This window comes from Nostoc sp. ChiQUE01b (assembly GCF_034531255.1).
Taxonomy (GTDB): Bacteria; Cyanobacteriota; Cyanobacteriia; order Cyanobacteriales; family Nostocaceae; genus Nostoc.
Genome location: NZ_JAVRBM010000006.1, coordinates 175,219 through 190,391, shown reverse-complemented (window position 1 = coordinate 190,391; position 15,173 = coordinate 175,219). Strand labels below are relative to the sequence as shown.

Annotated in this window: 10 protein-coding genes; 6 read left to right on the top strand and 4 right to left on the bottom strand. The window is 41.6% G+C overall.

Annotation, left to right across the window (positions count from 1 at the left end; all coding sequences use genetic code 11):
* Window positions 1–4: 4 nt before the first annotated feature.
* A complete protein-coding gene (locus RMY63_RS06675; protein ID WP_322727964.1) occupies window positions 5–487 on the bottom strand; it encodes an Rrf2 family transcriptional regulator in 483 nt (160 codons plus the stop codon).
* 213 nt (window positions 488–700) lie between these two features.
* Between RMY63_RS06675 and cysE the strand changes: the two genes are divergently transcribed.
* The 4 genes from cysE to cysC all read left to right on the top strand — a co-directional run bounded on the left by cysE (window position 701) and on the right by cysC (window position 5,364).
* Entirely contained in the window at window positions 701–1,429 is a 729-nt protein-coding gene (cysE, locus tag RMY63_RS06670) for a serine O-acetyltransferase (RefSeq protein ID WP_416212488.1), read from the top strand.
* Window positions 1,430–1,622: 193 nt separating this feature from the next.
* Entirely contained in the window at window positions 1,623–2,213 is a 591-nt protein-coding gene (locus RMY63_RS06665) for a Crp/Fnr family transcriptional regulator (RefSeq protein ID WP_322727948.1), read from the top strand.
* Window positions 2,214–2,813: 600 nt separating this feature from the next.
* Entirely contained in the window at window positions 2,814–3,902 is a 1,089-nt protein-coding gene (locus RMY63_RS06660; protein ID WP_322727947.1) for an aromatic ring-hydroxylating dioxygenase subunit alpha, read from the top strand.
* Window positions 3,903–4,791: 889 nt separating this feature from the next.
* Window positions 4,792–5,364: an adenylyl-sulfate kinase gene (cysC, locus tag RMY63_RS06655; RefSeq protein WP_322727946.1), complete on the top strand. Its 573-nt coding sequence runs from the start codon at window positions 4,792–4,794 to the stop codon at window positions 5,362–5,364.
* Window positions 5,365–5,395: 31 nt separating this feature from the next.
* Here cysC and RMY63_RS06650 read toward each other — a convergent pair whose 3' ends face one another.
* Window positions 5,396–7,384 (bottom strand): AarF/ABC1/UbiB kinase family protein, encoded by a 1,989-nt coding sequence (locus RMY63_RS06650; RefSeq protein ID WP_322727945.1) that lies wholly within the window; start codon window positions 7,382–7,384, stop codon window positions 5,396–5,398.
* Between the two features lie 280 nt (window positions 7,385–7,664).
* On the opposite strand from RMY63_RS06650, the gene recN reads away from it, so the two are divergent.
* A complete protein-coding gene (gene recN, locus RMY63_RS06645) occupies window positions 7,665–9,413 on the top strand; it encodes a DNA repair protein RecN (protein WP_322727962.1) in 1,749 nt (582 codons plus the stop codon).
* A gap of 369 nt (window positions 9,414–9,782) precedes the next feature.
* Window positions 9,783–12,416: a TIR domain-containing protein gene (locus RMY63_RS06640; RefSeq protein WP_322727944.1), complete on the top strand. Its 2,634-nt coding sequence runs from the start codon at window positions 9,783–9,785 to the stop codon at window positions 12,414–12,416.
* A gap of 251 nt (window positions 12,417–12,667) precedes the next feature.
* On the opposite strand, the gene efeB is transcribed toward RMY63_RS06640, so the two are convergent.
* Window positions 12,668–13,927, bottom strand: coding sequence for an iron uptake transporter deferrochelatase/peroxidase subunit (gene efeB / locus RMY63_RS06635; protein ID WP_322727943.1), 1,260 nt, complete (start codon window positions 13,925–13,927; stop codon window positions 12,668–12,670).
* A 30-nt stretch (window positions 13,928–13,957) separates the two neighbouring features.
* On the bottom strand, window positions 13,958–15,151 hold the full coding sequence (efeO, locus tag RMY63_RS06630; RefSeq protein WP_322727942.1) for an iron uptake system protein EfeO: 1,194 nt from the start codon (window positions 15,149–15,151) through the stop codon (window positions 13,958–13,960).
* Between the last annotated feature and the right edge of the window lie 22 nt (window positions 15,152–15,173).

The following is a 15,173-nucleotide window of genomic DNA, read 5'->3' as shown; positions in this document are numbered from 1 at the left end:
GTGTCTAAATATAATACATTGGACTCTGCTGGGCGCGAGTTTCTCTTTCCTCGCACAAGTCTTGGAGTGTATAACGACCCAAAACTTCAATTGAGGCAGCGTTAGCTTGCTCCCAAACTTCATGTACCAGAGTCTTTTCTAAAGTCGGAAAGTTAGAGGTATCTTTCTCTTTCCGCTCGCCTTCTACCAAAGTGACAATTTCAAGTATTGTAATCTGCCAAGGTTCACGAACTAAAACGAAACCTCCTTTAGAGCCGCGTTGACTCTGCACCACACCAGCACGCCGGAGGTTAGTCAAAATTTGCTCCAGATAGCGCTCAGGTATGGGTTGTTTGGCAGTGATCTCGCTCATGGTTAGAGGAAGTTTTTTTCCGTGGTGGCTTGCTAGTTCTAAGAGTGCTAGCAGCGCGTATTCCACTTTAGAAGACAGATCCAAGAGAGCGTAGTTTTGGCTATTCAACACTGTACTCAATATACTACGGTGAATTGAGGGACTTATCGCAGTTTATGCGAAATTAATTTTTTTCAACTGTGGAATGTGATACCATCCCACTTATTCCCCACAAAAACACTATAATCTATCGACTTACCGTAGATTGCTATTTAACACAATTCCCATAAATAACTCAATCTTTTTGTGGGAATTATCCTGAGTTTCTGTTTTCAGAGCCTCACCTACCAACAAAAATCTCAACAGAGTATGCTACTAACTGATTTGCAAACCATTTTTGAGCGTGACCCAGCAGCCCGTAACTGGCTAGAAGTATTGTTTTGTTACCCTGGATTCCAAGCCCTAATATGCCATCGATTGGCACACTGGCTGTATAAAATTGGAATTCCTTTCATACCAAGATTCATCTCTCATCTTAGTAGGTTTTTAACCGGAGTTGAAATCCATCCTGGGGCATTAATTGGCCAGGGAGTGTTTATTGACCACGGGATGGGAGTTGTGATTGGTGAGACTGCGATCGTGGGGGACTACGCTCTGATTTATCAAGGTGTCACCCTTGGCGGGACTGGGAAAGAAAGCGGCAAACGCCATCCAACTTTAGGCTCTCATGTGGTTGTGGGAGCGGGTGCGAAAGTATTGGGAAATATTCAAATTGGCGATCGCGTCCGTATAGGAGCCGGTTCTGTGGTGCTACGAGATGTCCCCAGTAACACTACTGTAGTGGGAATTCCAGGGCGCGTGACTCGTCAAAACAACTTAAATAGCAATGTTCTGGATCATGATAAAGTACGCGACGTAGAAGCTGAAGTAATCCGCGCTTTATTTGAACGCGTCAAGGCTCTAGAGAAACAGTTTGAGCAGTTGGAAGATCAATCAAGTTTGTCCCCAACTGAGCTTGGCGACGAATTAACCGACAACCCTAAGAGCAAAAACTCTGATGGGATGATTGAAGATTTTCTTGATGGTGCAGGAATTTAGGGAATGGGGAATGGGGAATGGGGAATTGGGCATTGGTTATTAATTCTTGTCTCTCACTCCCTCACTCCCTCATCTCCCTCATCTCCCCCCACTCCCCACTCCCCACTCCCCTCTTTAAAATACCCATAGGTTCTTATAACCTGATATAAATGTAATACTACGGTTAATTTATCGGAGAATAGTTTTATATAATATGGTGTCTTTGTACACAAGCTTATCTAGTTCAAACAGTAACAATACTAAGCAACATTTTGCCCGTAGGTCATTTCTACCAGAGCATCATAAAGACCTTTGGAAGATTGAAACGGGTTTTGTGAGAACTTTTAGCTATCTGGAAGATGGTACAACTGTTGCTCTAGGATTGTGGGGGCCAGGAGATGTCGTTGGTAAGAGTTTGTCAAAATTAGAACCTTATCAAATGGAATGCCTAACTAAAGTGGAGGTAACAGTTTTACCTCTAGAAGAGTGGACTGAACTAACAGAAACTCTACTTGCCCATATCCAACAGGCTCAAGAATTGATGATCATTCGTAGCCATAAAAAAGTGGATACTATGCTCATCAAGCTATTGGCATGGTTATCCAAAAAGTTTGGTTCGGAAGTTGAGAAGGGACGTTTAATAGATATGCGTCTGACTCATGAAGACCTGGCGGAAATGCTCGGTTCAACTCGTGTGACTATCACTCGTGTTCTTGGGCAGTTTGAGCAAGAGGGCTTGATTGATCGTCTCTCCCTACATCGAATTGTGTTGCGAGAAGAAGAAATTTGGTACTATGAAATTTAAATTATTTCAGTAAAACCAGCGATCGCCGTCAACATTCGGCTTGCCCACAATTCTAAGATTCAAGGATTCTAGCTAGGCTAAATCCCTAGAAATTTGTGGTACTGTTCCCCGCAGTTCAATGTCAAAGCATCCTTCTGCATCTGCATTTGGTTGTAGTAGATTTTCCCAACTCTTGTAATTATTACATATAACAATCCTATCTGATTTGTGAAAATTCTCGGTGTCCAGATCCCCGACTTCGTAAAAGTTGTCGGGGATCTAACTTTTCACGAATGATTTAGGATTGCTATATTTTGCTAAATATCAAGTGGTTTGAGAGTTAAGCCAAATATTAGCATCAATATTGGAACTTTTTATCTAATTAAAGATTTTACTAAGTTGCAAATTTTCAAATATCTATTATAAATGGATATTTGAAATTTAGCTGATATTAAATTAGCATAATTTTGACATTTTTAATAAAATTTGTTCAAGATTTTACCTGATGATTTTTATCAATTTATTGGGTAGCTGTTTCTCATGGTACTGAAAGTAACTGTTTTTTTGAAGTTCCCATGTTAATTCTAGATCAACTGCTTCACTTCAAGTGAAACCATAAAAATGAATCTCAACTCGCAGACTTTTAGCTCAATCCGTAAACCTAAAATTTTCAATAATCCAGAGCGTTTTATTGAGGGATGGTATTGGGTAATACCCTCTCAAAATCTGCGGGTGGGTGAAGTAAAACCTGTCACGATTTTGGGTAGAGAATTAGTAATTTACCGTGGTAAAGACAAAAGAGTAGTTACCTTTGATGCTTACTGTCCACACATGGGTGCTCATCTTGCTGAAGGCAAAGTTGAAGGTAATGCACTACGTTGTTTTTTCCACCATTGGAAGTTTGATGCTGAGGGGATGTGTATTGATATCCCATGTTTAGATATACCACCTTCCTTAAAGTTACAAACTTGGCCCACTGCTGAAAAATATGGGATGATTTGGGTTTGGACTGGAGAAATACCGCAACAACCTTTACCTTTTGTTCCAGAGTTAGAGCAAAAAGAGTGTGATGTCGCCATCCATTCCCATTTCTTGCTGAACTGTCACCCCAATGTGGTAATGATTAATGCAATTGATGCTCAACACCTCAATACAGTTCACAAATTGCCACTAGAAATTATTTTTGAAAGACACGAACTGAACGAGAATGCGATTATCTTCAGTAATACTACACCCATCAAAGACAATTTCTTTTTAATTAAGCTCATCCGTCTTTTCTACAAAAATGTCATAACTTACAATATTTGCTATTGGTACGGTAGCATTGGCATTGTGACACTTGGCCCTGATTTCTTCCATATCCACATGATGGTTGCAGTTCGCCTCTACGAAGGGGGAAAAACTGAAGGTCAAGTTCTGTTGATGACTAAAAAACGTAAAGGAATTTTTGGTTGGTTATGCAATCGAGTTGTGCTATGGCTGACTAAGATTGCGGCTAAGTACTTTCTCATGGGTGACATCAAGATTCTCCAAACAATTCAGTTTGATTTGAAAACTCCCATCAAAGCAGATCACTCAATTATGCAGTTTATTAACCATGTTGAAAAACAGCAATCCCTAATGTGGGGAACTTGGAAAGAAATGCGATCGCGCGATGTGGAGAGCAAGCCCAAGCGTGAGAGATGGGAAGATACAATGAGTAATGACTAACATCATATCTATATGACCAGAAATTCGTCGACTGCTTGGCCAATTAAATGCACGCGATATCATAACTATTGTCAACAATCTTTGCAACATATAAATCGTTTGTAGGGGCGTATAGATGTACATTGGTGTAAACTTAAGCTAAAACCCTTTTAAAATCTCATTTTCAGCAAGAGGCTGGAAATGCTACTCCTAGTGGCTCTGCCGCAAGTTCGGAAGGCAAAGCCTCAATCAATGAGGGACGTTGCCAGTCGGAGACTGGGAACGAGATAACGAGATAATCTGCTAAAAGCTTTTTCTAGACTGGCTTTAACCTTAAGTTGACACCAATGATAGATGTACGCCTCTACCGATGAATATCTAGCAGATATTTTGAACTTAGTTTTTTATGATGTCCTGGTGGTAAATCTTATTTGGGAATTTATTGTTATAATAAAGACTATTTTTGTTTAAAAATAAACTGTATATATACTGAATGTAAAAATTAGTTAAAACTTCAATATAGCGGCGAATTGGGTTGTTAGAGTTCAGGAAATGCGTAAGTGTAGCCCACCGTATAAATCGCCTTGTATTAAATATTTAGCGTAAACATGTATAATTATGTGATTCTTTCACTCGAAATCAGTAGAGGTAAAGGTAGCAAGGCTGACACGGGCTGCCTTACAATGGCTCAAATTCCTGCTAAAAAAGGATTATAAAAATAAAATTACTATTTGACCCACAATTATAGCAAGGGACTGGGGAAGGTGGTGCCCCTGAAGGGGATAAGGAGTAATGGGGACTGGGGACTGGGTGAAAAGTCTTTTTGTGTCTAAGTTTTATCATCTGTTGATATCCTAATCACCAAGGCTTTTGCTATACCTAAAAAAGCTTTTTTGGTGTGCCATTTAAAATGTACGATGAAAGTAGGATGAGACAACAAGAGTGTGGTGTGACAGTATGGTTCACTGGTCTGAGTGGTGCAGGTAAAACTACTATCTGTCAATTCGTGGAGAAGGAACTGCGGATACAGGGATACAGAGTTGAAGTTCTGGATGGTGATGCGGTACGTCAAAACCTATGTAAAGGATTGGGTTTCAGTAAAGACGATCGAGTGGAGAATATTCGACGCATTGGTTTTGTCGCTCAACTTCTTGCCAAAAATAATGTAATTGTATTGGTTTCGGCAATTTCACCGTACCGCGAAATTCGGGAAGAAGTGCGCCAAATTACTCCATTTTTCATTGAAGTTTACGTCAACGCATCATTAGCAGTTTGTGAACAACGAGACGTAAAAGGGTTATATAAAAAAGCAAGAGCAGGGGAAATTAAGCACTTCACTGGTATTGATGATCCTTATGAAATACCACTCTGTCCTGAAGTCGAATGCAAAACTAACCAGGAAAGCGTTGCTCAAAGTGCAACTAAGGTCTTAAAAAAGCTAGAAGAGTTGGGTTATATAGTTGCTAGAATAAATGGTTTATGAGTTAAATAAAGTTTTTAACTCATAACTTTTACTAGGATGCCAATAATTGCCGAATTAACCTGGCTACAGCCTTTTGCGTAAAGCGGTTGACAATTTGTTGACCCAAACGCTGTACATCAGAATTTACCAATAACTGGGCAATTTGGGGCGCAAGTTTTATTGGATCAAAGCCTCGTGTTTCTTGGAGAATACCTAATATACGTTTGATATGCTCCAAGGTTTGTTGTTGCTCAACTGTCGCCGCTGGAGTTTCATTAACTGCTGTCAACCCAACGCGTTCCCGTAGCAAATAGGTGAAGTTATGCAAAACATTTTTACCTAAAGCATCAAGTCCGTTAACAGATTCATCTACTAGCTTGTCACGAATAAAAGCACCACGTTCTGATGACAGAAATTCTATCCCCTGATTCAGTACTAAATTAAAGTCGTAGTCTTGACTATTACGCGCATTTTTTAACAAGTTTTCTAAACGGTTCCAGCGAAATCTGCCTTCTTTAAAGAGCAAATCTTGCAATGATGCTCTTAATTGCGGTGCTGGATCGGTTAACAGGCGCTTAGAAACGTAGGGGTAAGCTTCGCTAAGGACTTTAAAGTTGGGATCTATATATATTGCAATACCTTCAAGCGTCACAAGGGAGCGAATAATTAAGGCATAGTAGGGCGGTACGCGGAAAGGGTACTCATACATCAAAGCCGATAGTTCATCGGTGATGCTTTTAATGTTGAGTTCGGCAACGCTAGCTCCTTGGGCATCAGCAAAAACTCTCGCAAAAGCTGGGATAATTGGTGTTAAATCGGTTTCTGGTGATAAGAAATCTAACTTCACGTAGTCTTTTGCTAATCCTTCAAAGTCGCGGTTGACGACGTGGACGATCGCTTCAATCAAACCATAACGCTGAGGTGGCTTAATCTCGCTCATCATCCCAAAGTCGAGATAAGCTAATTTGCCATCGGTTGTCGCTAACAAATTACCAGGGTGGGGATCTGCATGGAAAAATCCATGTTCTAGCAGCTGACGCAGGGAACACTGCACACCCACTTCAATTAGATAACGAGCATCTATCCCTTGGGCGCTAATTTCTTCTGTCTGGGTTAATTTAGTGCCGTTAATCCACTCCATCGTCAAGACGCGACGATTGGTGTATTCCCAGTAAATTTTTGGTACATATATGTCTTTTATATGACCGTATAACTCAAAAAATCGCTCGGCATTTTCACCCTCATGGATGTAGTCCATCTCTTCAAAAATGCGATCGCCTAATTCATCGAGAATCCCAACTAAGTCACTTCTTACCCGTTTAACCTTTTTCTGCACCCAAGCGGCGAGGTTACGCAAGATATACAAGTCAATGGTGATCCCTTCTCTTAAGTCGGGGCGTTGAACTTTAACAGCGACTTCTTCACCAGTTTTTAGCTTACCTTTATATACTTGCCCCAATGAAGCCGCAGCAATTGGCTGGGCAGAGAGTTCGGCGTAAACCTCTTCTGGAGGTGCACCTAATTCTTCTTTGATAAACTGGTAAGCAATTTCGTTGGGGAAAGGCGGTAATTGGTCTTGTAGTTTAGTTAATTCTTCTAGGTATACGGGAGGAACTAGATCCGGTCTGGTGGACAAAGCTTGTCCAATTTTGATGTAAGCAGGCCCTAATTGGGTCAGCAATACTCGTAGCTGAGTGGCTCGGCGGCGGTCATTTTTGACGACAATTCCCCGCTTACTATCCGACCACAATCCAAAAACAAAGGATAGAGTCGGCCCCAACACGGCAAAAATTCGCCGTAAAACTTGCACTCTTTTGTTTTGGTAATGCGTCGCTATGCCCACGGGATCGTAAAGCGTCTCAGGTTGGGCTGCTGTCCTCGCCTCTTGCGCTGCTAAGAGTCTTGGCGAACGTACAATTAAGCTTGGTGTACCATATTCTGGCACTATATCAATAACGTCCAGTTCGCCTCGGCGATTTGTGCCTTTGCGACTGTCCTCCTGAATCGGTCGGGAACTAGGGGGAAGTGTCTTAACAATCATGAAGAAAGCCACCAGTCAGAACGATCACATTAAGTATTGTAACAATATGTTTATAAATTGGGAATTGGGCATTGGAAGAGGCAGAGGGAAAAAACTGAAATTTCTCCCTTGCTCCCCTGCTCCCCTGCCCCTCTGCTTCCCCTACTCGCCATTGGTTTGCTACACTTAAACGGGCATATTAATTCAACAGTATTAGGTATTCCTAGTTGCTGAAATATCATACTTATTGTCCTGTAAATTGGAAGTATCCGGCATCTGCCCTCATGGAGAATTTGGCTTGATGTTGCTTTGCCTGCGAATAGAAAACTTTGCCTTAATTGACCAACTGGAATTGGAATTTGGCGCGGGACTAAATGTGTTAACAGGTGAAACCGGCGCTGGAAAATCGATTATCTTGGATGCCATTGATGCCGCTTTGGGCGGTAAAGTCTCTAGTCGAGTCATTCGCACGGGGACAAGTCGGGCGATGGTAGAAGCTACTTTCACCTCAAACGCCCCCCTTGCGGCTTGGTTGACTGAACAAGAAATAGATTTGCTTGATGAAAATTCTGTAGTTATTAGCCGAGAAATTACAGCCACTGCGAGTAATGTCCGCAGTCGATCGCGGGTGAATGGCGTGTTGGTAAATCGGCAGATCATGATAGGAATGCGCGATCGCTTGGTGGAAATCACCGCCCAAGGTCAAACGGTACAAGTGGGACAATCTGCCCAAGTTAGGGACTGGTTAGATTTGTATGGCGGCGACTCTCTGATGCAGCAGCGCCATAAAGTCGCTACGAGCTTTAGTGCTTACCAACAGGCGCATTTAGAATTAGAAAAACGCCGGACATCAGAACAGGAACGATTGCAACAACTCGATTTGCTCGCTTATCAAGTGCAAGAATTGGGAACAGCCAATCTCAGCGAGCCTAATGAATTGGAACAGTTGGGACAAGAACAAGAACGCCTAAATCATGTCGTTGATTTGCAACAAATGAGTTACAAAGTTTATCAGGCTTTGTATCAAAACGATAATGAAACTCCCGCCGCCGCAGATTTATTGGGAGACAGTGAGGCGACATTAAATGACATGGTGGAATACGATACCCAGCTACAACATCTGTTGGAATTGGTGCGGGACGCGCAAGCTGCGGTAATGGAAGTTGGAAGGCAGATTAATGCTTATGGAGATGGTTTGGAAGCCGATCCCCAGCGGTTGGAAGAGGTGGAAGAACGGGTTCGGGAATTAAAGCAAATTTGCCGCAAGTATGGGCCGACACTAAAAGAAGCGATCGCTTATTATCAACGTATTCAACAGGAATTAGCCCAACTTAACGATAGCGAACAATCTATTGAAAATCTGGAACAGCAAGAAAAGGCGTGTTTTGAGAAACTCACCCAAGCAAGTAATCAGTTAACTCAATTGCGGAGTCAGGCGGCTGCTAATTTAGAATCACGTTTAATAGCTGAACTCAAGCCCCTAGCGATGGAAAAGGTAAAATTTCTAGTTGAAATATTACCAGCTTTCCCAACTGCGATGGGAGCAGACAAAATTACCTTTACATTTAGTTCCAACCCTGGAGAACCACTGCAACCTTTAACAGAAGTTGCCTCTGGTGGCGAAATGAGCCGTTTTTTACTAGCGCTGAAAGCTTGTTTTTCTCAGGTTGATGTTGCTGGGACGATGGTATTTGATGAAATTGATGTCGGGGTTTCGGGAAAGGTAGCCCAAGCGATCGCTGAGAAATTATACCAGCTAAGTCAACGCAATCAAGTGTTATGTGTTACGCATCAACCTTTAGTTGCGGCAATGGCTGATCGGCATTTTCGCGTAGATAAGCAAACTATCAATCAAGGTAAAGGTAAAAAATCTCACAATGAAAATGCCGAACAGCGTACCGTTGTCAGAGTTACTACCTTGAATAATTTAAACACCCGTCGGGAAGAACTAGCGCAGTTAGCTGGTGGTAAATCTGCAATTGATGCGATCGCTTTTGCCGAATCTCTGTTATTGCAAGCTGCTAACCATCGTCGCGGGGAGCAAAGTTGATCAGTAGCATTATTAAATAGTTAGGACTTACGCAAAAGTACACGCGCTCTGGGGCAATTCATGAATTGCCCCTACCTGAAAATAAGGGTTTCGGCTATTGTTTGCGTAAGTCCTGATAGTTAACCACAGATTTTCCGGAAACTATTTTTTCAAATAAGTAGTTAAGTAAGTAATTATATTTGTTATATCCAGGTAATCTTTAAGATTTTATGCTTCCAACAGGTTTATGCACTTAAATACTGTATATTTACCCTTTATAAAAAATATCTAGATTTTTTGCTTTAGATTTCTATTTTGAGGCTGCTTAAAAAAGTATCAACGTTTAAATTAATCAGCATTATGTAGTCAACTATCTTTTAAGAGGTTCAGATGTCCAATGAATCAATAAAGCTTTTTATCTCATACTCACATAAAGATGAAGTGCTTCGAGAGGAATTAGCAACCCACCTAGCTATTATGAAGCGACAGGGTGAGATCACGACCTGGTATGATCGCCAGATTGGAGCAGGTTCTGAGTGGGCAAACCAAATCGATAATAACCTGAAAAAGGCTGACATCATATTATTGCTGATTAGTTCTTATTTTCTGGCGTCAGACTATTGCTATGACATTGAGCTAAAGCTAGCCATGAAGCGACATGAGGCTGGAGAAGCCTTAGTTGTCCCAATTATTCTACGTCCAGTTAACTGGTCAGGTGCTCCATTCGGTAAACTCCAAGCTTATCCTAAAGATGCTAAACCTGTAACATCTTGGGCTAATCAAGACGAAGCTTTCATGAGTGTGATTCAAGGGATTCGGATTGCAGTTAATAATTTGCGCGAGTTACGTCAACAAAAATTACAGCAGAAAGAGACTGCTATCAATCAGTATAAAAAGAAGGTTGAGGAGGCATTATCAGATGGAAAGATTTCTTTGCCAGAACGCGATACGCTAGATGAACTTAGAGATGAATTGGGATTAACAGCTGAAGATGCTAGTGAGATTGAAAAACTTGCATTTGAACCCTGGAAAAGGTATGAAGAAAATTTACAGAAATATAAGAAAACTCTTATTAAAGTAATTGAACATGAATATCCTTTTAGTGAGCAAACTCAAAGAGATTTGGAACTTCGTCAAAGGGATTTAGGTATCAAAACTGAAGATGTAGCCTGCATCCAACAACCGATTCTTGCTCAAGCAGAAGCTAACTACCAAGAGAAATTGCAAGAGGAACAGGAAGCAGAAGCAAAACAGCTAGAACTACAAAAGCAGCAAGAAAAAGAAGAGTATGAGAATAAGCTGCGACATTACGAACAGGAATTTTTAAAAGCTGTTGAAGGAGAATATCCACTCAGTGAAGTTGTTCGTAATAGAATCAACAGTTTGCAGCAATCTTTAGGACTTAAAGCCGAAGATGTAGCCCGCATCCAACAACCCTTTATTGCTCAAGCAGAAGCTCAATACCAAGAGAAATTGCAAGAAGAACAGAAAGCGGAAGCAAAACGGCTAGAACTACAAAAGCAGCAAGAAAAAGAAGAGTATGAAAATAAGCTGCGACATTACGAACAGGAATTTTTAAAAGTTATTGAAAGGGAATATCCACTCAGTGAAGTTGTTCGTAATGAATTTAACAGTTTGCAGCAGTCTTTAGGACTTAAAGCCGAAGATGTAGCCCAGATTGAACAGCCAATTCTTGCTCAAGCAGAAGCTAAGTACCAAGAGAAATTGCAACAGGAACAGGTAGCACAACAGCAACAAAAGGAAGCAGAAAGAGCAAAACAGCTAGAACTACAAAAGCAGCAAGAAAAAGAAAGGTATGGGAATAAGCTGCGGCATTACAAACAGGAATTTTTAAAAGCTATTGAAAGGGAATATCCACTCAGTGAAGTTGTTCGTAATGAATTTAACAGTTTGCAGCAGTCTTTAGGACTTAAAGCCGAAGATGTAACCCGGATTGAACAGCCAATTCTTGCTCAAGCAGAGGCTAAGTATCAAGGTAAACTGGAAGCGGAACAGACACGGAGACAGCAACAACAAGAAGCGGAAAGAGTCCAACAGCTAGAGGTTCAACGGCAGAAAGAATGGGAAACACAAAAACAACAACACCAACCAACGAAGAAACATTATCAATCATTTACTAAACTCACTGGTCACTCGGAAATGTTTGCTGGGGTTCGTTCAGTTGCTATTAGTCCTGACGGTCAGATAATTGCTAGTGGTAGCGAAGACAACACTATCAAACTCTGGAATCTCGAAACAAAGCAAGAAATTCGCACCCTCTCAGAGCATTCATCCTTGGTTCGTGCAGTCACCTTCAGTCTGGATGGGAAAATTCTCGTAAGTTGCAGTAATGATAAAAGCATCAAATTGTGGAACTGGAAAACTGGTGAAGAAATTGGCACTCTAACTGGGCATTCTAAAGAGGTTACAACTGTTGCTATTAGTCCCAATGGAGAAACTCTCGCCAGTGGTAGTGATGACAAAACCATTAAACTGTGGAGCTTGAAAACTAAGCAAGAAATCTGTACCCTCTCTGGACATTCAGGTTATGTTCAGTCAGTCGCTTTCAGTCCTGATGGGCAAACCCTTGCTAGCGGAGGTACGGACTATACTATAAAACTTTGGTCTATAAGTACTTATAAAGAAATCCTCAGCCTTGCTGATTCTATAAATGTTAGGTCTGTCGCCATCAGCCCCAATGGACAAACTCTTGCTAGTGGTAACTTGAACAGCGAAGTTAAGGTGTGGAATTTACCAACAGGCAAACTGCGCCAAACTCTTTCTGGGCATTTAGACTCGTTTTTTGGTTCCGGGGTACTATCAGTTGCCATTAGCCCGGATGGACGAATTCTGGCTAGTGGCTGTAATTTAGACAAGACAATCAAGCTGTGGAATTTAGCTACTGGAGAATTACTCCAAACTCTCTCTGGTCACTCAAAAGGGGTTACTTCAGTCGTATTCAGTCCTGATGGTCAAAACCTCATTAGTGGCAGTTACGATAAGACTATTAGGGTTTGGTATTGAGTTTTGATAGCCCTACATGTAAATTTTTAAAATGAAAAATGTCAAACCTAGGAAGGAGAAAAGTTTTATTGAACACCTGCAATAGGTGAGAAATTTTTTCAACCGAATTGTATTGTACCAGTCCAATTTGCAGTAAGCCGCCACTTGCTTTCAGTTTTAACTTATCAATCAGAGCGATCTTATCAGCTTACAACAAAGGCGATCGCTACTATTTACAGTGGCTAACCAGCGTCAAAAAATTAAAGATAAATCTATGCTTCTAGTAATGACTGACCGAGATAACCTCCTTCAGCCTTGACACCAGGTAAAGCAAAGAAATACCCACCACCAATGGGGCGAATATACTCCTCCAAAGGTTCCCCAATCAAACGATTTTGCACTGTCACAAACCCCTTCTCTAAATCAGCCTGAAAACAAACAAACAACAAACCCATATCTAAATGTCCGGCTTTATCAAACCCGCGTGAATAGTTGAAACCACGCCGCAGAATTAAACTCGACTCTGATTTGCGAGGATTAGCAAGGCGGATATGAGCATCTAGAGGAATTTGTTTACCTTTAGGATCTCGATCGTAATTAGGAATATCTTTCTCGTACTTCATTCCCAAAGGTGCGCCAGAATCCTTACTGCGCCCAATAATTGTCTCTTGCTCTTGTAGTGGCGTGCGATCCCAGCGTTCGACTAAGTTGCGGATCACTCGCACCACTTGATAGCTTCCTCCTAATGTCCAAGCGGGTTCACCATTGTTTGCCTGTACCCAGACAATTCGGTTCATCAATTTGTCGTCACTAGCATTTAAATTTGCCGTCCCATCTTTAAAACCAAGCAGGTTACGCACCGTAGATTTGCCTTGTTTTTTGTGGGTATTTGGCGGCAGAAATCCTGTTATTTGCCAACGCAAAGTTATCAAGTCAGGCAAATTCTTAATGATGTCGCGTAAAGCGTGGAGATTCGATTCTTCAGTATTCGCACAGAATTGTAATAGTATATCCCCATGACATAAATCTGGGTCAAGCTGGTCATTGGGAAAATTAGGCATTGTATCTAACCGCTTGGGTTTCAAGTTGCCGAGTCCAAAGCGGTTATCAAACAGTGAGTTACCCACAGCTAGGCTGATTGTCAGGTTATTGGGAGCAATGTTTGGGCCCATAATCCCGGAATCACTAGGGGGAAATTTGGGGTCGCGCGGCTTAGGTGTTCCCCCTGCCATGAGAAACTGGATGCGCTCAGTTAAAGTTTTGAACAACCGGACTAAATCTGCCTTATTTGTAGCAGTTGTATCAAATGCAACCATCAACCCAGCAGCCGGAGTAGGAGTCAGAATACCTGCTTGGTGAAGCCCAAAAAACGGCACGACCTCTTCAGATGGGTCAAGAGGCGATCCCAGAAGAGTACGATAGCCTAAAGTTGTCAAAGCTGCTATTCCACCTGCTGCTGCCATGCCGATTAACAAGTCACGACGGCCTAACTTGGGAGTAATGCATAAACTTGGTTGCTTTGTGATAGACATAATTTACTCCTCTAGGAATCTTGCATAAATTTAGTTAACTCCCAGAGTGCCGCGCAACTGAGATAAATCTTCAGAAAGGGCGGCTATTGCTGTTTTCATGTCTTTCTTGTCTGCTTCACTCACCTTGTCGTAGGTAGCAAAACCACCGTCAGGGGTTTTGTATTTAGCAAGTTTTTGGTTAACTTTGGTGAAATTGCTATCTACACGCGTCAGTAGATCGGGGTTGGCTTTTTGGATAATGGGGTGCAATAACTCCACAATCTTTTGGGAACCTTCTACATTAGCGCTGAAATCCCAGAGGTCAGTATGGCTGTAACGGTCTTCTTCCCCAGAAATTTTGGTAGCAGCTACTTCTTCAATCAAGTCAGCAGCACCGCCAACCATATTTTTCGGTTCAATGGTCAAAGTGGCAATGCGCTTTTGCAGTTCCAGACCATCTTTCTGTAGCTTTTCGGCAAAAGGTTTCATGCCTTTTGTAGTTTTGTCTTGGAATAAAGCTTTCTCTATGCGATGGTATCCAGTGAATTCTGGATCGGCCTCTTTTTTGGCAAAGTCATCAGCACGGGAATCCATCGTTTTATCGAGATCAGAGAAAAGTTCAGCTATCGGTTCTGCACGTTCCCAGTGGACATGGGTAGAGGGATAGAGTTTCTGAGCTTTAGGAAGGTCGCCAGCAATCACGGCATCCGTGAAGGTCTTGTTGTCTGCCACTAGTTGGTCAGTTTCTTTAGTGACGTAGACTTTGTATTCTGCGATCGCACCGACTAATTTACCTTGATCTACGGTCGTCTTGGCTTGAGAATTTCCTTGTCCTGCTTTTACACTGAGTTTTCCTTTGGGGTTGCTGCGTAAACCGCAACCCATATCATACTCACCTGGTTCTAGATTGATTTTGACTTTCTGAACGAAGTTAGGAGCAATATTTTCTCGTTCTTCTACGACTTTCACCCCAGACAAAATTTCCCACTCTAAAGGTTGGCTGCTTTTATTGGTAATTACAAAACTGTTTTGCCCAGATGGTACTGTCAGTTGATTGGGTTCGCAACCTTTATCTGTCACAGTCAAAGCAGTTTCAGCAGAATTGTTTGCAGAGGTATCATTAGCTACAGTTTTAGCTTCTGGAGAATTACTTCCGGAAGTATCGCTTGATTTATTAGATTCACAGGCAGCTACTGTCAAGGCAATCAGACAGATAATTGTTGAGTGCTTTAAAAAATTTTTCATTGTTGTATTTTCCTAAAAATTA